Origin of the sequence: Sphingomonas piscis (genome assembly GCF_011300455.1) — a bacterium.
GTDB classification, from domain to species: Bacteria; Pseudomonadota; Alphaproteobacteria; order Sphingomonadales; family Sphingomonadaceae; genus Sphingomicrobium; species Sphingomicrobium piscis.
The window spans coordinates 1945028-1963378 of the sequence record NZ_CP049869.1; the positions used below are offsets into that span (position 1 = coordinate 1945028).

General features: G+C 65.4%; 17 protein-coding genes. 7 read left to right on the plus strand and 10 right to left on the minus strand.

Features of this window, described 5'->3' with window-relative positions:
* Positions 1–13: 13 nt before the first annotated feature.
* Entirely contained in the window at positions 14–979 is a 966-nt protein-coding gene (locus G7077_RS09790; protein WP_166411537.1) for an Mrp/NBP35 family ATP-binding protein, read from the minus strand.
* Positions 980–1050: 71 nt separating this feature from the next.
* Here G7077_RS09790 and hflK point away from each other — a divergent pair, with 71 nt between their 5' ends.
* From hflK to G7077_RS09820, 6 genes are all read left to right on the plus strand, one after another.
* Complete coding sequence (gene hflK, locus G7077_RS09795; protein ID WP_166411538.1) at positions 1051–2136, plus strand: FtsH protease activity modulator HflK; 1086 nt, start codon at positions 1051–1053, stop codon at positions 2134–2136.
* Entirely contained in the window at positions 2133–2969 is an 837-nt protein-coding gene (gene hflC / locus G7077_RS09800; RefSeq protein WP_166411539.1) for a protease modulator HflC, read from the plus strand. The genes hflK and hflC overlap by 4 nt, the downstream gene beginning before the upstream one ends.
* 75 nt (positions 2970–3044) lie before the next feature.
* Complete coding sequence (locus tag G7077_RS09805) at positions 3045–4622, plus strand: trypsin-like peptidase domain-containing protein (RefSeq protein WP_246167140.1); 1578 nt, start codon at positions 3045–3047, stop codon at positions 4620–4622.
* A gap of 59 nt (positions 4623–4681) precedes the next feature.
* Positions 4682–6292: a helicase HerA-like domain-containing protein gene (locus G7077_RS09810; protein ID WP_166411540.1), complete on the plus strand. Its 1611-nt coding sequence runs from the start codon at positions 4682–4684 to the stop codon at positions 6290–6292.
* Entirely contained in the window at positions 6282–6674 is a 393-nt protein-coding gene (locus tag G7077_RS09815; protein WP_166411541.1) for a nuclear transport factor 2 family protein, read from the plus strand. The genes G7077_RS09810 and G7077_RS09815 overlap by 11 nt, the downstream gene beginning before the upstream one ends.
* Before the next feature lie 14 nt (positions 6675–6688).
* Positions 6689–8719, plus strand: coding sequence for an OPT family oligopeptide transporter (locus G7077_RS09820; protein WP_166411542.1), 2031 nt, complete (start codon positions 6689–6691; stop codon positions 8717–8719).
* A 2-nt stretch (positions 8720–8721) separates the two neighbouring features.
* Here G7077_RS09820 and queF read toward each other — a convergent pair whose 3' ends face one another.
* Positions 8722–9168, minus strand: coding sequence for a preQ(1) synthase (gene queF, locus G7077_RS09825; RefSeq protein ID WP_166411543.1), 447 nt, complete (start codon positions 9166–9168; stop codon positions 8722–8724).
* 43 nt (positions 9169–9211) lie between these two features.
* Here queF and G7077_RS09830 point away from each other — a divergent pair, with 43 nt between their 5' ends.
* Positions 9212–10036, plus strand: a complete 825-nt coding sequence (locus G7077_RS09830) for a sulfurtransferase (protein ID WP_166411544.1) — start codon at positions 9212–9214, stop codon at positions 10034–10036.
* Here the strand turns inward: G7077_RS09830 and G7077_RS09835 are convergent.
* The 8 genes from G7077_RS09835 to aroF all read right to left on the minus strand — a co-directional run bounded on the left by G7077_RS09835 (position 10033) and on the right by aroF (position 18233).
* Positions 10033–10395 (minus strand): hypothetical protein, encoded by a 363-nt coding sequence (locus tag G7077_RS09835; protein ID WP_166411545.1) that lies wholly within the window; start codon positions 10393–10395, stop codon positions 10033–10035. The two genes, G7077_RS09830 and G7077_RS09835, sit on opposite strands and share 4 nt — an antisense overlap.
* Before the next feature lie 75 nt (positions 10396–10470).
* Entirely contained in the window at positions 10471–11019 is a 549-nt protein-coding gene (locus G7077_RS09840; RefSeq protein WP_166411546.1) for a winged helix-turn-helix domain-containing protein, read from the minus strand.
* 31 nt (positions 11020–11050) lie between these two features.
* Positions 11051–11458 (minus strand): DUF3035 domain-containing protein, encoded by a 408-nt coding sequence (locus G7077_RS09845; RefSeq protein ID WP_246167141.1) that lies wholly within the window; start codon positions 11456–11458, stop codon positions 11051–11053.
* Positions 11445–11987, minus strand: coding sequence for a signal peptidase II (gene lspA / locus G7077_RS09850; RefSeq protein ID WP_166411547.1), 543 nt, complete (start codon positions 11985–11987; stop codon positions 11445–11447). Before lspA ends, G7077_RS09845 begins: the two co-directional genes overlap by 14 nt.
* Positions 11988–12125: 138 nt before the next feature.
* Positions 12126–15035 (minus strand): isoleucine--tRNA ligase, encoded by a 2910-nt coding sequence (ileS, locus tag G7077_RS09855; protein ID WP_166411548.1) that lies wholly within the window; start codon positions 15033–15035, stop codon positions 12126–12128.
* A gap of 11 nt (positions 15036–15046) precedes the next feature.
* The gene (locus tag G7077_RS09860) at positions 15047–15676 is read right to left on the minus strand and encodes an anthranilate synthase component II (protein ID WP_166411549.1); all 630 of its coding nucleotides are present in this window, start codon (positions 15674–15676) and stop codon (positions 15047–15049) included.
* Complete coding sequence (locus G7077_RS09865) at positions 15673–17220, minus strand: anthranilate synthase component 1 (RefSeq protein ID WP_166411550.1); 1548 nt, start codon at positions 17218–17220, stop codon at positions 15673–15675. Before G7077_RS09865 ends, G7077_RS09860 begins: the two co-directional genes overlap by 4 nt.
* Positions 17217–18233 carry a 3-deoxy-7-phosphoheptulonate synthase gene (aroF, locus tag G7077_RS09870; protein ID WP_166411551.1) on the minus strand — a complete coding sequence of 339 codons (1017 nt, stop codon included), beginning with the start codon at positions 18231–18233 and terminating at the stop codon, positions 17217–17219. Before aroF ends, G7077_RS09865 begins: the two co-directional genes overlap by 4 nt.
* Positions 18234–18351 lie beyond the last annotated feature (118 nt).

Genomic DNA, 18351 nt, shown 5'->3' on the forward strand with positions numbered 1-18351 from the left:
GCGCAACAATGCGTCAGGCGGCCGCGGTATCCAGTGCGGTCAGGAGCTTGCCGGCAAGCTCGGCAAAGGCGTCGGATTCGGATCCGGTGCCGGAAGCAGGCGGCACCCCTTCGTCGGACGCCGCCCGAATGGCGCGGGACAGCGGCAGGCGGCCAAGAAACGGCACGCCGATTGCTGCGGCCTCGCGCTCCACCGAGCCGGTACCGAAGGGGTCGGATGACTCGCCGCAATGGGGGCAGACATAGCTCGCCATATTTTCCACGAGCCCGAGCACCGGCACGTTGAGCTTGCCGAACAGGTCGATCGCGCGCCGCGCATCGATAAGCGACAGGTCTTGCGGGGTCGACACGACCACCGCGCCCGCCGGCCGCGCCTTCTGGAGCAGGGTTAGCTGAACGTCTCCGGTGCCTGGTGGCAGGTCGACCAGGATGATCTCGCAATCGCCCCAGTCTGCTTCGATGAGGCGGCTGAGCGCACCCGTCGCCATCGGCCCACGCCAAGCCAAGGCCTGCCCGGCGCCGACCAATTGGCCGAGCGAGAGAAAGCGGATGCCGTGTGCGGCGACGGGGATCAGCCGGTCGTTCTCGGCGCGCGGCTTCTCCTCACTTCCGAGCAATGTCGGCTGTGATGGCCCGTAGATGTCGGCATCGATGACGCCGACTCTCTTACCCGCGCGCGCCAGGGCGATGGCGAGATTGGTGGTCAGCGTCGACTTGCCCACACCGCCCTTGCCGCTCCCCACCGCCACGATCGTCCGGGACTGTTGCGCCGCGGTCAGCGCGATGCGGACCTCCGACACGCCGGCAATGCCAAGGGCGGCGGAACGCAGCGATCGCTCGAGCGCCGACCGGTCCTGATCGCCAAGTCCGGTCACATCCACGACGAGCGTTGCGATGCCGCCGTCGAGCTTGCGCGAGCGAATACGGCCCGCGTCCGCAACCTTGTCCAATTCTGCAAGTGGAGCCGCTGTGTCTGCCATCGGCGGTCACATAGGTGGTCGAAAGACCGTTGCCACTGTTTTTCGTGGCCCGGGCTTCCTATACAGGGCTTATGAGCATCTTTGTGGGGGTGGGCCGCCGTGCCCTGCGCCTGTTCGCAGACAATAAGGGACCATGGGGATCGTCTGACGGTTCCTCCGGTGACGAGCCGCAATCGGCACCGGACAAGGGGCCGTGGGGCGAACAGCCCGTAAGCGGCGCGCGACGCCCGGCCAGCAGCCGTCCGAGCGCGGCCTCGTTCGACGATCTGCTGAAGCGCGGCCGCGCCCGGTTCGGCGGTGGTGGCGGTAAGCTGCCGGTGGCACCCGACCGCTCGTTCATCGTCTGGGGGATCCTTGCCGTCCTTCTGGTCGCGTTGCTTTCCTCCATGATGCACGTGATCGCCGCCGAGCAGCGCGGGGTCGTGACCCGCTTCGGCCGCTATAGTCACACCTTGTCACCAGGCTTCAGCCTGACTCTGCCGTGGCCAGTCGATAACGTTCAAAAGGTCGACGTCGACAAGATCCAGGAAATCGCCATCGGCTCGGGTCAGGAAGAAACCCTGATGCTGACGGCCGACCAGAACATCATCGACATCGCCTACCAGGTGCGCTGGAAGATCCGCGATCCGGAGCAATATCTCTTCTCGCTTGCCGAACCGGACGAGACGATCCGCCAGGTCGCCGAAAGCGTGATGCGCTCGGTGATCGCCAACGTGTCGCTGAATGGCGCCATGGGCGAACAGCGCGGTATTATCGAAGCCCGCGTCGCCGACGAGATGCAAAAGACGCTCGACGCTTATCAGTCGGGAGTGATCGTTCAGGGCATTGCGCTCCGTCAGGCCGACCCGCCGGCCGCCGTCAACGAAGCCTTCAAGGCCGTGACCGCGGCTCAGCAGGCTGCCAAGACGGACGTCAACAATGCCACCGCCTACGCCCTTCAGCAGCGCCAATTCGCTCAGGGACAGGCAACGGCGTTCGACAAGGTCTACGAGCAGTATAGGCTGTCGCCGGAGGTCACGCGCCGCCGCATGTATTATGAGACGATGGAGCGCGTGCTCCGCAACGTCGACAAGACCATCGTCGAAACGCCCGGTGTGACGCCTTATTTGCCGCTTGGCGAAGTGCGGCGCTCGCCCGCTCCGAGGCCTGCCCAATGACCGATATCATCCGCCGCCATCCGATTGCACTCGGCGCCGCACTGCTCGCTCTGCTGATGCTGCTTCTGTCCAGTGTCTCGGTTGTTACCGAAACCCGGCAAGGAGTCGTGACTCGCGTCGGCAAGCCTGTGCGGCTGATCGGCCGTCAATATGCGGGCCTCAACTTCACCATTCCCTTCGTTGAGAGTGTTGTCTGGATCGACAAGCGCGTCCGCGATCTCGACATGGACACGCAGCAGGTATTGTCGACCGACCAGCGCCGGTTGGAGGTGGACGCGTTCGCTCGGTATCGCGTCGTCAACCCGCTGCAGATGTACCTTGCGGCCCGTTCGGTGGAAGGGGTGGAGCAGCAACTGGCGCCGATCCTCGGCTCCCAGCTCCGCAACGAGCTCGGCAGGCGACCTTTCGCGGCGTTGCTGTCGCCCGAGCGCACCGGACTGATGGACAATATTCAGGCAGGGCTTAACCGCGTCGCCAACCAGTATGGCGTCGAAATCGTCGACGTTCGCATCAAGAAGGCGGATCTGCCCGACGGCACGCCGCTCGATACCGCTTTCGAACAGATGCGCACTGCGCGGCAGCAGGAAGCGCGCTCTATCCTTGCCGAGGGCCAGAAGCGGGCGCAGATCATCCGCGCCGAGGCCGACGCTGAAGCCGCGCGCATCTATGCGGCGAGCTTCGGCAAGGACCCCCAATTCTACGACTTCTACCGGGCGATGCAGTCCTACCAGTCGACTTTCCTGCCCAATGGCGAGGACAAGGGCGCGGACACCACGATCATCCTGTCGCCCCAGAACGAATATCTCCGGGAATTTACCGGCCGTGGGCGCTGAACTTACCGCATTCAATCGGCGTTAAGGGGATCCCCACTTAGCCTTTGCGCACAACAGCCGAATGATGGAGTATCGATGAGCTCGAAGGAGTCCAGGAAAGTGCGTTATGCCTATGGGGTCACCATGGCCCTGCTCGCAGGTGGAACCGCTCTGTCGATCGCGACCGGCCCGGTCGGGGCGCAGGTCGCGCAGAACGCTCCGGCTGCGATGCCGCCGAACGGCGCGCCGCAATCCTTTGCCGACCTCGCCGCGCGCTTGCAGCCGGCGGTCGTCAACATCTCCACCAAGCAGCGCGTCCCGGTCCGCAGCCAGAGCGATCCGTTTGCTGAGATGATGCGCCGGTTCGGCTTGCCCGGAACGCCGCAAGGTCAGGATGACGGCGACGGTACCCCCCAGGGCGGTCAGGGGCAGGGCGGTCAGGGCCGCACCCGCGAAACGGGGTCGCTGGGCTCCGGCTTCATCATCTCTCCCGACGGCTACATCGTAACCAACAACCACCTGATCCAGAGCCAGACCGGCAATGGCACCGTGGACGAGGTCGTCGTTACCCTGACGAACCGCAAGGAATATCCCGCGCGGATCGTCGGGCGCGACCAGGCGTCCGACCTCGCGCTGCTGAAGATCGACGGCGCCAACCTGCCTTACGTCAACTGGGGTGACAGCACGCGCGCGCGGGTCGGCGACTGGGTGCTGGCGATCGGCAACCCCTATGGCCTGGGCGGCACAGTGACCGCGGGGATCATCTCCGCGCTTCACCGTAACATCACCGGCGGCGGTGCCTACGACCGCTACATCCAGACCGATGCCAGCATCAACATGGGCAATAGCGGCGGTCCGATGTTCGACCTCAACGGCAATGTCATCGGAGTCAATTCGGCGCTGATCTCACCGACTGGCGCGTCAGTCGGCATCGGCCTGTCGATCCCTGCAGAGGCAGCACGGCCAGTCATCGACTCGCTCCGCCGCGGCCAGCGCCCGCAGCGCGGCTATCTCGGTGTCGGCCTTCAGCCGCTCGACGAGAATCTGGCGGAAGCCTTCGGTCTGCCCAAGGACCGCGGCGAGGTCGTCCGCTCCGTCGTGCCCGGCGAGCCTGCTGCCAAGGCCGGCCTGCAGCAGGGCGACGTCATCGTCCGGGTCAATGGGCAAGAGGTGAACCCCGAACAGTCGGCGTCTTACCTCATTTCCAACATCCCGGTCGGATCGCGGGTGCCGATCGACATCCTCCGCGACCGTAAGCCGCAGAGAGTGACCGTCACTGTTGGGCTTCGCCCGACCGATGAGCAGCTCGCACGTTTGCTTGGCGACGACAGTGGATCGGTGACGCCGGAAACGCCGGCGACGCCGACTCCCCAGACGCTCGGACTCTCGCTTGCGCCGGCCAATCCTGCGCTCCTCAGCCGCTACAAGCTTCCATCCGGTTCGACCGGCGTGGTCATCACCGGTGTCGATCCCAACAGTGTCGCCGGTGAGGAGGCGCTTCGGGAAGGCGATTTGATCGTGGCGATCGGCAACCGTCGGGTCACGAGCCCGGCACAGGTGGTCGAGGCGATCGCCGCGGCACGTCGCGCCGGCGCTCCCCGGATTGCCTTGCTGGTCAAGCGCGGCAGTGGCCCCGAGGCATTCGCCACGCTGGACCTTCGTCCGCAACGCTAAGGCGGCACCCTCTTGCGCTCCGCACCGCACTCGGCGAAACGAGTAGGTGAGGAGAGAGGGTGCCGACCACTAATCTATTCATCGGCAGCGGAGCCGGCGGTGTCGAGCCGCAGCGGCTGGAGCTATCCAGGGCCAATCGCCACGGCCTGATCGCCGGCGCGACCGGCACCGGCAAGACGGTCACGCTGCAAGGGATCGTCGAGGGCTTCTCGGCTGCGGGAGTCCCGACCTTCGTTGCCGACGTGAAGGGCGATCTTGCGGGTCTCGCGATGGCGGGGTCTCCCGCGGGCAAGACCCACGATATCTTTGCCGCCCGCGCGGCCGACATCGGCTATGCCGACTGGGCCTATCGTGAGAGCCCGGCGCAGCTATGGGACCTGTTCGGCATCCAGGGTCATCCGATCCGCACGACCGTCAGCGAAATGGGCCCGCTGCTGCTCGCCCGGCTGCTCAACCTCAACGAGGTTCAGGAAGGCGTTCTCACCATCGCATTCCACGTCGCCGACAAGGACGGCCTGCTGCTGCTCGACCTCGATGATTTGCAGGCGATGCTGGTCAACTGCGGTGAGCGTGCTGAGGAACTCACGCTTTCCTACGGCAATGTTTCCAAGCAGTCGGTCGGCGCCATCCAGCGCTCCCTGCTGCAGCTGCGCAGCCAGGGCGGTGACCATTTCTTCGGTGAACCCGCGCTCGACCTTTCGGATTTCCTGAAGATCGACTCCGAAGGCCGTGGCATCGTCAACCTGCTTGCCGCCGACAAGTTGATGGCCAGCCCCAGGCTCTACTCGACCTTCCTCCTGTGGCTTCTGTCCGAGCTGTTCGAGCAATTGCCCGAAGTCGGCGACCTGCCGCAGCCGAAGCTCTGCTTCTTCTTCGACGAAGCGCATTTGCTGTTCGACGATGCGCCCCCGGCGCTGCTCGAGAAGGTCGAGCAGGTCGTGCGCCTCATCCGCTCGAAGGGCGTCGGCGTCTACTTCATCACGCAGAACCCAATCGACATTCCCGAGAAGATCGCCGGCCAGCTCGGCAACCGGGTCCAGCACGCGCTCCGCGCCTTCACCCCACGCGACCAGCAGGCGGTGCAGTCGGCCGCCGACACCTTCCGCCCGAATCCGGCGATCGACGTCGCCAGCGCCATCACCGAGCTGAAGGTCGGCGAAGCCCTGGTGTCGCTGCTTCAGCCCGACGGCTCGCCCTCGCCGGTGCAGCGAACGTTGATCAAGCCGCCCGCATCACGTGTCGGGCCAATCACCGCGGAAGAGCGCAAACTGCTGATCACCACCGACGAGATCGGCAGCAAATACGACCTCAAGATCGATCGCGAGTCTGCCGAGGAAATCCTCGCCGAGCGCGTTTCCATGACCGCCGCTAACGAAGCGGAGGCGAGAGCTCGCGCAGAAGAGCAGAAAGTTGCTGCCGCTCAGGCCAAGGCCGACGCTGCCGCCGAGCGCGAGCGGCTGAAGCTGCAACGGGAGCAGGAGCGTCTCGACTCCCAGCGCCGCCGTGAGGAAGAACGGGACCAGGCCCGTGCCGCGCGCGAAGCCGCCAAGCCGACCATGACAGACAAGATCATCACGTCGGCAACGCGCGCGGCGGCAAGCTCGGTCGGCCGTCAGCTCGGCAGTCAGCTGCTTCGCGGCCTGCTCGGAGGACTGCTCCGTGGCCGGTGATTGCGCGCTGATCGCCGAACTGGAGAATGAGTGGCGCGATGCGCTGTGCGCCAAGGATATGGACCGGCTCAGCGCCCTTATTCATCCCGACTTCGTTCTGATTGGTACGCGCTCGACAGGCGCCTTCACCATGAGCCGTGAGGAGTGGCTGGACGCCATCCAGAAACGCGATCCGCTCACTATCGAGCTGAAGGTTCATCAAGCGACAGTGCTCGACAAGGTGATGGTCGGCACCATTCACGCACGCTGGAAGCTCAAATATCTCGGCCGGGAAATCGAAGATTGCGTGCTGCTGACGGACGTGTGGGCCTTTGACGAAGGCCGCTGGCGCGTCGTCAGACGGCATTCCACTCCCGCTCCAACAGACATTTGCGCCAACTGAAAGAAAGACACGATATGGCGACTACCAGTACGGCAGCATCGAGCAGCCTTCGGGAGCTGACTTTTCGCGGCGTCATCCTCGGCGCCCTGCTGACCGTCCTGTTCACGGCTGCCAACGTCTATCTGGGCCTGCGCATCGGCATCACGTTCGCGACGTCCATTCCCGCGGCGGTCATTTCCATGGCGCTGCTCAAGGCGTTCCGCGATTCCACGATCCAGGAAAACAACATCGTCCAGACAATCGCCTCGGCGGCGGGGACGCTGAGCGCGATCGTGTTCGTGCTTCCCGGCCTCATCATGGTCGGCTGGTGGACGGGCTTCCCATATTGGCTGTCGGTCGCGGTAATCGCGATCGGCGGTATCCTGGGCGTCATGTATTCGGTGCCGCTCCGCCGGGCCCTCGTGACGGGCAGCGATCTGCCGTATCCGGAGGGTGTCGCGGCAGCCGAGGTGCTGAAGGTCGGTGCAGGTGTCGGCGGGGTCGAGGAAAACCGCCGGGGGCTCCGCGCCATCGTCGTTTCAAGCATCGCTGCCGCCTTCTACTTCATGTTCGCCAAGACCCGGATCGTCGCCGAGGCGGCCGAGCGCAGCTTCCGCGTCGGCGCCGGTGCGACAAGCGCGTCCGTAAGTTTCTCCGCCTCGCTGATCGGCGTCGGCCATCTCGTCGGCATGTCGGTCGGAATCGCGATGATCATCGGCCTTTTGATCGCACGGGCGGGCCTGCTGCCGTGGCTGACGGCCAGCCAGGGCATCCCCGCTGGCGAACTGAGCGACTTCACGGGCACCGTCTTCCGCCAGCAGGTCCGCTTCGTCGGCGCAGGCACGATCGGCGTTGCCGCCATTTGGACCTTGCTCAAGATCATCGGCCCAATTCTCAAGGGGATTAGCGCGGCACTTGCGGCGAACCGCAAACGGGGCGCTGGCGAGACGCTTGCGCTGACCGAGCGCGACCTTCCCATCACCATCGTCGGCGGCACCATCCTTGCCGCCATGATCCCGATCGCTTTCCTGCTCACCGGCTTCGCGCAGTCGGGTCCGATCGCTGCTGCCGGCGGAACGACGATTGGATTGTCGATCCTCTACATCCTCGGCGCCGGCCTCGTGATTGCCTCCGTGTGCGGTTACATGGCCGGCCTGATCGGCGCATCCAACAGCCCGATTTCGGGCGTCGGCATCCTTTCGGTGCTTGGCATTTCGCTGATCCTCGCGGCACTGTTCGGAAGCGGCCATTCCGACCCGAACACGACCAAGGCGCTGGTCGCCTTTGCCCTGTTCGTCACCGCCATCGTCTTCGGTGTTGCCACTATCTCCAACGACAATCTCCAGGACCTCAAGACCGGCCAGTTGGTCGGCGCGACGCCGTGGCGGCAGCAGGTGGCGCTGGTGCTCGGCGTCATCTTCGGCGCGCTCGTCATCCCGCCGATCCTCGACCTCTTGAACAGCGCCTTCGGCTTTCAGGGTGCGCCCGGTGCGGGTGAGAATGCGCTTGCCGCGCCTCAGGCCGCGCTGATCTCGGCGATCGCGCAGGGCGTTCTCGGCAACAATCTGGACTGGAACCTGATTGGCATCGGCGCTGCCATCGGCGTTGCGGTGATCATTGCCGACGAGCTGCTTCGCAAGGGCAGCGCCGGCAGATATGCATTGCCGGGGCTAGCCGTCGGCATGGGCATTTATCTGCCGATGGACCTCACGCTTTTGATCCCGATCGGCGCATTGCTCGGCTGGTTCTACAATCGCTGGGCCGAGCGTCAGTCCAACCCTGGTTTCGCCGAACGAATGGGCACGTTGATGGCCACGGGCCTCATTGTCGGCGAAAGTCTGATGGGCGTGCTCTATGCGGGCATCGTCGCAGCCGCCGAACGCGCGGGATCGGAGAATGCCGGCGAGGTTCTCGCGCTGGTCGAGGAATTCCCGCTGGCGACGCCGCTGGGCATCATCCTGTTCACGGCCATCATCCTCGGCCTCTACGCCTGGACTCGGGGCCAGGCGAAGGATGCGCCCGCAACGGCCGAGCCGGACGCGGAAGTGGAGGCGACGTACCGCTAGGCTCAGCCGCGGCCGCGGTAGCTGGCGACGCCCTGGTCGGGCACCCACAGCCCTTCGGGCGGCGTGCCGGTCTGCCAGAAAACGTCGATGGGAATGCCGCCGCGGGGGTACCAATAGCCGCCGATCCGCAGCCAGCGCGGCTTCATCTCGTTGGTGAGCCGTTGGCCGATGCCGACCGTCACATCCTCGTGGAACCCGCAATGATTGCGGAAGGAGCCGAGGAAGAGCTTCAGGCTCTTGCTCTCGACGATCGTCTCGCCCGGCGCATAGTCGATGACGAGATGCGCGAAGTCCGGCTGGCCGGTGACCGGGCATAGCGAGGTGAATTCCGGTGCCGCGAAGCGCACGAGATAGAGGGTGCCGCTGCGCGGGTTGGGCACATAGTCGAGCACTGCTTGTTCCGGCGAAGCGGGAAGCTGGCTGGTCTGTCCGAGATGTTTGACGTCCATGCGCGCCCCTTAACCCTTCGCATGAAGGGAGTATAGAAAGGCGATGGACAGCCTCGTCAGCACTGGATGGCTCGCCGATCAGCTCGGCGCCGGCGACCTCAGCATCGTCGATTGCACCTTCTTCCTGCCCGAGCTTGGCCGCGATGCAGAAGCCGAGTTCCTTGCAGCTCACATCCCGGGCGCGGTGCGGATGGACATCACGGAGGTCGCGGACCGATCCAACCCAGCGCCGCACATGCTGCCGAGCGCGGACCAGTTCGCGGCGGCGATTGAGCGGATCGGTGTGTCGAGCAGCGACCGCATCGTCGTCTACGACAACAGCCCGCACCGGACCGCGGCGCGCGGCTGGTTCACCTTCCGCCATTTCGGGGCCGCCCAGGTCGCGATTCTGGATGGCGGGTTCCAGAAGTGGGCCGCGGAAGGACGGGCGGTGGAAAGCGGCGAGCCAAAACCTCGCCCTGCAAGGTTCGAGGCCACGGAACGACGGGATGTCGCCGCCAAGGCAGAGCTGCCCGGGAGCGGAACGATCGTCGATGCGCGCAGCGCCGAACGGTTCGAGGGTCGGTCACCCGAGCCCAGGCCGGGTCTGGCGCCCGGTCACATCCCGGGATCGCGCAGCCTGCCGATGGCTTCGCTCTACAATGCCGACGGAACGATGAAGGGCCCTGACGAGCTTCAAGCCTTATTCGCGGTGGCAGGAGTCGATCCGATGGAACCGTTCACTTCGACCTGCGGGTCCGGGGTGACCGCCAACAGCCTGATCTTTGCCGCGCACCTGCTGGGGAATGACTCAGCAAAGCTCTACGATGGCAGTTGGAGCGAGTGGGGCGCCGATCCCGATACCCCGAAGGCGGTTGGACCCGCTTAGCCCAGCATCATCCGGGACACGGCGTCGAGCTCACGGCGGATCTCGTCGACCAAAGCGGTGCTGGCCGCCTGATGCGGTTCGAAGCCGGCAGCCCGGGCAGCAAGGAGTGCTTCGATTCCGGCGGCGGCGCCGGATGCGGTCCGTGCCGATTGCGTGTCGAAGACGCTGCGCTTGGCTTCCGTTGCGGTCGGCCAGACGGCGGCGATGTCGCAATCTCCATCCTCGTCCGGCGCCGGGCCGGCGAACGGATCGACCAGCCGAAGCGCGTGGCGAATGCTGGCGAGGCGGGTAACCGCCTCCGCATAAGGTTCGCCGGAAAGCGGAGTCGCGGTTGACGAGTCGGGGAAGAGGTGCAGCATTTGCCCGAAAGTAAGGGGGCAGGGCTAAGAAAGTCTGAATCCCTTCGCTGCCCCGCTCCCGCGGGTCCGGCTACCCTAAGCCGCTTGCGCCTCGATATCGCGAAGGATCCAGCCGCGCTGCGGGATCGTCTCGATGAACTCCGCACCGCCCGAGGCCATCCGCAACTTCTTGCGCAGCTTGGAAATGAAGACGTCGATGATCTTCGGCTGCGGCTGATCGTCGGCGCGGCGATAGAGATGCTTCAGCAGCATCGCCCGGGTGACGACATTGTTGCGGGCATAGGCGAGCAGTTCCAGTACGCGATATTCCATCTCGGTAATGCCGATGGGATGACCGTCGATGCGGATCAGGCGCTGCACTTGGTCGACCGCAAGGCGGCCGCCGCACAGGCTTTCCGGCATCTCGCCGCCGCTGGCCTTCAGGGAAGCGAGCAGCTTGGAGCTGACCTCGTCGCTGTCCTCGGCACCGATTTCACCCGGCGAGCCGAGCAGTTCCTGCTGGAGATCGCCAAGCAGCTTGTGCGCATCCTCGACGAGGCGCGACCCTTCCTCGAAACGCCGCCGCGAGCGGTCGAGCATCGATTCGATCTCGACGAGGCGGGACGAGAGACTTTCTTCGGCCATGGACCCCCCTGGCAAACCTATTGAGGTACGCTCACTGCGGGACTTGGGCCGACGCTACCTGCCCATCCGACTGCGGTGCATTTAGAATGGCAGTGGTTACCGTACCCTTGTCAATGACCCGCGTATCCGGATCACCCGCCGTGGAGCGGATGCCGACGGTGGCACGATCGCGGCCCGCGCGGTCCAGCAAGCTGCTCTCGGTCGCGCTGCGCGGTGCCGGGCCGCCGAACAGAGCGTCGATCGCCTGACCCTGCGCGTCCTGCGGGCTGAGGCCGGCGGTACCGGCGACCGGCGGGGTCAGCGTGTAATCGGGCGGGATAATCAGGGGTGCGTTGCGCGCGACCGCGAACTCGTCGGGCGCGGCCGACTTGCGAAAGGCGGAGCAGCCGCTCAGCGCTACCGCGATGATCAGGACGGGCACGGCCTTACGCATGTTCATGGTTCTCCTTGGGTTCCTCCTTCTTGTGGAGGAGCGCACGCAATAACAGGATGACGACGCCAATGCTAATCGCTGCGTCGGCGACATTGAAGATCAAAAAGGGGCGGCAGACACCATCGCTATACGACCAACATAGCTGTTGCGGCCAGCTGCGGAAGTTCAGGTCGGCGAAGTCGACCACATAGCCTAGCCGGGCGCGATCGAGAATGTTGCCGACGGCTCCACCGAGGACGAGGCCGAGTGCCACCCGCTCCCACTGTTCCTTTTCCTTCACCAGCCAATAGGTCACGCCGACCGCGATCGCGGCTGTGAAGGCGACCAGCAGCCAGCGGATCTGGTCGGTGTCGGCATGGAGAAAGCCCCAGCTGATCCCGAAATTCTGGGTGAAGGTCAGGCTGAAGAAAGGCAGCAGAATGAGCTGGTCGCCGACCTCGTTCACGCCAAGGGGGCCGGTCACGGCCCACTTGGTCATCTGATCGGCGAAGAAGATGACGGCGGCGATCAGGAAGCCGGTCAGGCGGGGGTTCATAGGATTTCCACCAAGGGGAAGTTTACACGGTTTACGCGTTGGCGGCGTTTCGCGGTCCGGCCGCCGGACCCACTGAAATGCGCGCTAACGACGATCATCGGCCCACATTGCATATCTGCATCGATGTAGGACAGCATCTTACCCATTCACCACCGCATCGCAGCGGTTGCAGAGGTCGCCGTCGTCCCCGACTTCCGGCAGGTGGCGCCAGCAGCGGCCGCACTTATGCTTTTCGGTCTTGGTCACGGTCAGCGCTTCGCCCGGCGTGACTGACGATACGATGAACAGCTCGGCGAGGTCGATGTCCGCGTCGGTGACCGGCACGGTGACTTCGGCCTCAAGGCTGGAGCCGACGACCTTTTCGCGGCGGAGCGGCTCGATCGCCTCGGTGACCTGGGTGCGAAGACCGCGGAGTGCTTCCCACGAATTCGTCGCAGCGGAAGCTGCCGGCAGCTCAGGCCATTCCAGCAGGTGAACGGAGCCGCCGTCCGGGTATCGGGTGCCCCAGACCTCCTCACTGGTGAACACCAGCACCGGCGCGCACCAGCGGACAAGGGCGTGGAACAGGGTGTCGAGGACCGTGCGGTAGGCGCGGCGCTTGGGGTCCAAGGCCGCGTCGCAATAGAGGCAGTCCTTGCGGATATCGAAGTAGAAGGCCGACAGGTCGTTGTTGGCGAAGTCGGCGATCAGGCGGGTGTAGCTGTTGAAGTCATAGTCCGCGACCGCCTGGCGGAGCTTGCCGTCGATCTCAGCCAGGAGCGCGAGCATGTAGCGCTCGAGCTTCGGCATCTCTCCCGCTGCGACCTTCTCCTCGTCGCTAAACCCTTCGAGAGCGCCAAGCAGGTAGCGGAAGGTGTTGCGAAGCTTGCGGTAGCCGTCGGCGACGCCCGACAGGATCTCCTTGCCGATGCGGTGGTCCTCGGTGAAGTCGACGCTCAAGGCCCACAGGCGCAGGATGTCGGCGCCATGCTCCTTCATCAGGTCGAGCGGGCTCACCGTATTGCCGAGGCTTTTGGACATCTTCATGCCCTTCTGATCCATGGTGAAGCCATGGGTCAGCACCGCCTTGTAGGGCGCGCGGCCGCGAGTGCCGCAGCTTTCCAGCAGGGAGGATTGGAACCAGCCGCGATGCTGGTCGGAGCCTTCGAGATAGAGGTCGGCGGGCCAGCTCAGCTCGGGCCAGGTACCGCTGTCGAGCACGAAGGCGTGGGTGCAGCCGCTGTCGAACCAGACGTCCAGGATGTCGGTGACGCGTTCGAAATCGTCGGGATCGCGGTTTGGCCCGAGGAAGTGGGCGGCGTTTTCATCGGACCAGGCGTCCACGCCCTGTTCGGTAATGGCGGCGACGATACGTTGGTTGACGTCGGCGTCCACCAGCAGCTGGCCGCTGCTACGCTCGACGAACAAAGCGATCGGGACACCCCAGGCGCGTTGACGGCTGATCACCCAGTCGGGTCGGCCTTCGACCATGGAGCGGATGCGGTTTTCGCCTTTTTCCGGCACCCAGCGGGTGTCGGCGATGGCCTGGAGGGCCGTTTGGCGGAGGGTGGCGCGCCCCTCGACTTCGCTCGGGACGAACGAACTTTGTTCATCTTCCCCAACCCCGTTCGTGCCGAGCGAAGTCGAGGCGCGCCCGTCCAATGGACGGTCCATCGCAATGAACCATTGCGGGGTGCAGCGGTAGATGACCTTGGCCTTGGACCGCCACGAGTGCGGGTAGGAATGCCGGAAGTCGCTGGCGGCCAGCAGCGCGCCGGCGTCGCGCAGGTCGGAGCAGATGGGGCCGTCGGGCGCGGTGAACTTGTTGTTGATGACGCTGCCTTGCCCGCCGAGCCAGGCCCAGTCGGCGCGATACTTGCCGTCCGCTTCGACCGCAAAGACCGGGTCGATGCCGTGCGCCTTGCACAGGTCGAAGTCGTCCTCGCCATGGTCGGGCGCCATGTGGACGAGGCCAGTGCCGGTGTCGGTGGTGACGAAGTCGCCGGGGAGGAACGGGCGCGGCTTGGCATAGAAACCGCCGAGGTGGTGCATCGGGTGGCGGGCGATTGTGCCGGCGAACTCGGAGCCCAGCCATTTCACGACCGGTTCTTCGGGCAGATCGTCCATCATGGCCGCCATCGCCAGGAGGTCCGCTTCGGGAATCTCCGGCACGTCGACGTCCTGATCCCGGTCCAACGCGTCGGAGAGGCGCGCGATCAAGGCATTTTTGAGTGGTGACGCCACGAGATAGCGCCGAACCGGGTAGCCCCACTCGATCAGCTCATATTCGACCTCCGGCCCATAAGCGATCGCCTGATTGACGGGGATCGTCCAGGGCGTCGTGGTCCAGATCACCGCATGGGCGCCGACCAGCTCGGGGATGGGGCTTTCGACGATCTCGAATGCGACATCGATCTGGGTGGACGTGATGTCCTCATATTCGATCTCGGCTTCGGCGAGCGCGGTCTTTTCGACCGGGCTCCACATCACGGGCTTGGCGCCGCGGTAAAGCTGGCCGCTTTCTGCGAACTTCATCAGCTCGGCGACGATGGTGCCTTCCGCCTGATAGTTCATGGTGAGGTAGGGCTTGTCCCACCGCCCGCCGATGCCGAGGCGCTTCAGCTGCTCGCGCTGAACGTTGACCCAGTTCTGGGCATAGGCGCGGCACTCGGCGCGGAATTCGGCGACCGGCACCTCGTCCTTGTTCAGCTTCTTCTTGCGATATTGCTCCTCGACCTTCCACTCGATGGGAAGGCCGTGGCAGTCCCAGCCGGGGATGTAGGGCGCGTCCTTGCCCAGCAGGGTCTGGGTGCGGATCACCATATCCTTGAGGATGTGGTTCAGCGCATGGCCGATGTGGATGTCGCCGTTGGCGTAGGGCGGGCCGTCGTGGAGGATGAACTTCTCGCGGCCATCGCGGGCGCGGCGGACCTGGTTGTAGAGGTCCGCCTCCTGCCAACGGCTGAGGATCGCCGGCTCCTTCTGCGGAAGGCCGGCCTTCATCGGGAAGTCGGTCTTGGGCAGGAAGACGGTGGAGCGGTAATCGGGTTTGGAAGGCGCGTCGGACATCGCGCGCGGCTTTAGCGGGTGGGGCAGGGGATGCAAACCGCAGCCCCTGCCGCCGGGTGCCTAGAGGGAGTCCATCTCGTCGACGATTGCCTTGAGCAATGTGTCGCCGCGCGGGTGAGCACCGATTCCGGGTGGAACTGCACCGCGAACTGCTTGGCGTCGCGGTCGCTGATCGCCATCGCCATGTCGTCGATCCATGCGTGGACGGTGAATCGCTCCGGCAGCTTGCGGGTGCAGAGCGAATGGTAGCGGCCGACGCGGAAGGGGTTGGGGACGGAGGCGAAGGCGCCCTGGCCGTCGTGGGTCAGCGCCCAGCTCTTGCCGTGGACCGTCTCGCCCGCGCGCTCCACCGTGCCTCCCGCCTCATGGACGATGGCCTGGTGGCCGAGGCAGACGCCGAACACCGGCACCTTGCCCTTGGCCTTGCCGATCAGCTCGACCATGCAGCCCGCGTCCTGCGGCTCGCCGGGGCCGGGGGAGAGGACGATGGTGGCGTTCGTCTCCTCCGCCTGGCGGAGCGCCTCGTCGGCGGCGATGTCGTTGCGCACCACCTTCACCTGCTTGCCCATCAGGCGAAAGCATTCGACCAGGTTGAAGGTGAAGCTGTCGCGATTATCGAGCAGCAGGATGTTGTCGCTCATCTGGTCTCTCCGCGAAGCGCCGCAAGGACGGCGCTCGCCTTTTGCTTGGTTTCTTCCATTTCGGCGCGCGGATCGCTGTCGTGGACGACGCCTGCGCCGGCGCGGACATAGGCCTGGCCGTTCTTGACCACGGCGGAGCGGATGATGACGCCGGTGTCCATCTCCCCGGTCCCGGACAGCCAACCGACCGCACCGCCGTAGGGGCCCCGCTTGGTAGCTTCATAGCCGCGCAAGAGCTCGGTCGCGCGCAGCTTGGGGGCGCCGGACAGGGTGCCGACGTTGAGGCAGCTCTGCAGCGCGTCGAGGCAGTCGAGGCCCTGGGCGAGCTCGCCGGTGACGGAAGAGACGAGGTGCATGACTCGGGCGTAGCGTTCGACGGTGAGCAGCTTGGCCACGCGGCGCGATCCCGGCGTGCTGACCCGCGCGACGTCGTTGCGGGCAAGGTCGACCAGCATGATATGCTCGGCGCCTTCCTTGACGTCGAGGCGGAGGTCCGCCTCCAGCCGGTCATCCTCGTCCGCCGTCTCGCCGCGGCGGCGGGTGCCGGCGATCGGCTTGACCTCGACCATGGGCGTGCCGCCCTCCCGCCAGACCTTGACGCTGGTCTCGGGCGAGGCGCCGAACAGGATATGCTCGGCGCCCGAGACGAAGAACATGTAGGGTGAAGGGTCCGACTTTCGCTGGCGGGCGTAGGCGGCGAGCGGGTCGGCGCAGGGCACGCGGAAGGTTCGGGAGGGGACGATCTGGTAGACGTCCCCGGCCGCAATATTCTCCTTCACGCGAGTGACGAGGTCGGCGTACTCCGCGTCGTTGAGGTCGGGTTCCGGTTCAAGATCGTTGGCGGTCGGGCGCACCTCTTCGGGAACTTCGAGTTTCGCTTGGGTTCGTTCGTAGAGGGCATCTAGCCGCGCGACGGCCGAATGATAGGCGCGGGTGGCGCGACCGGCATCGTCGCTCCCGAAGAAGGTCGACAGGATCCGCGCCTTGCCGCCGGGCTCGACGAGGACCAACCCCTCGCCGACCCAGAACTCGAAGTCCGGGTAGCCGAGCGGGTCGGACGCGGGCTGCGGCAGTTCCTCGAACAGGTCGACATGGTCGAAGGCGACAACGCCGCCGCAGAAGACGGTGAACTTCTCCTCCGGCGAGGAGGAGGGAAAGCGGGTCAGCGCGCGAAGCACGTCGAAGGGCGAGGGGGCGAGGAGGCGCTCTTCGAGGTCGCTGCTCGTGCTTCGCTCGTAGCGGAGGCGAAGCTCGCCCTCCGCGCGGTTAGATACTCGCTCGGCAAGCTTGTCCGCCAGTGCGGCAATCACGTCCGGCCCGCCATCGCCGAGGCTTGTCACAACCACTTCGCCGCCCCGGCAGGTCACCCGAACAGCGGCGGCGGCGAGGATCATCGCCTGACCCGCCGCATTCTCGAACAGAGCCGTGTTCGGCGCACCGTTGCGCGAAAGCTTGCGGTAGAGCTCCAGCGGGTCATGGCTCCCCGGCAGCTGCCGATAGAGCGCCATCGCATCGCCGGACTTGAGGCTTGGCGTGCGCATCATGCGAAGCTGCGCCCCAGTACCGGCAGCAGGCCCTGGAGCCGCTCGGACAATTCCTTGAGCTGATGCGGGTGAAGCGACTGCGCCCCGTCCGACCAGGCGTGCGCCGGATCGTGGTGAACCTCGACCATCAAGCCGTCGGCGCCCGCCGCGGCGCCGGCCAGCGCCATCGGCGGAACCAGGTCGCGGATGCCGGTGCCGTGCGACGGATCGACGACGATCGGCAAGTGGGTCTTCTGCTTGATGTAAGGCACGGCGTTGAGGTCTAGGGTATTGCGCGTCGCAGTTTCGAAGGTGCGGATGCCGCGCTCGCAGAGCACGACCTGGTCGTTGCCCTCGGCCAGGATATATTCCGCCGCCAGCAGCAGATCCTCGACTTTGGCCGCCATGCCGCGCTTCAGCACCACCGGCTTGCCCGCCTTGCCGACCGCCTTCAGCAGTGAGAAGTTCTGCATATTGCGGGCGCCGATCTGCATCGCATCGGCATATTCGACGACGGCGGGGATGTCGGCGGTTTCCATCACTTCGGTGACGACCGGAAGGCCGAGTTCCTGCCCGACCTTGGCGAGGATCTTCAGCCCGTCCTCACCATGTCCCTGGAAGGCGTAGGGCGAGGTGCGCGGCTTGAACGCGCCAGCCCGCAATATTGTCGCTCCGGCAACCTTTGCCGCCTGAGCAGACTCCCGAAGCCGCTCTTCCGTCTCAACCGCGCACGGACCCGCGATCAGGCAGAAGCGGTTGCCGCCGATCGCCGCATTGCCGATGCGGACGATGGTGTCGTGCGGATGAATTTCGCGGCTGACGAGCTTGTAGGGCGCCAGGATCTGCTTGACCGATTCCACCTGCGGGTGGCTCTCCAGGTTGAGGTCGTGAAGCATCCGCTCGTCCCCCAGGGCGCCGAGCACCACGCGCTCCGTCCCCGGCATGTGCAGCGGTTTGAGCCCTCGCTGCTCGATGGCGCCGAGCAATTCCTCGACGACTTCGCTGCTGGCATTCGGCTTGAGAACGATGATCATGTGATGTGCTCCAGATACGAAAAAGGCCCGCTGAGCGGGCCTGTTGCGTGATGTCTAAGATCCTGTTCGGTCTAGGTCAGCCGCGCCCGCGCAAATGCATATGCTGCCACCACCGCCA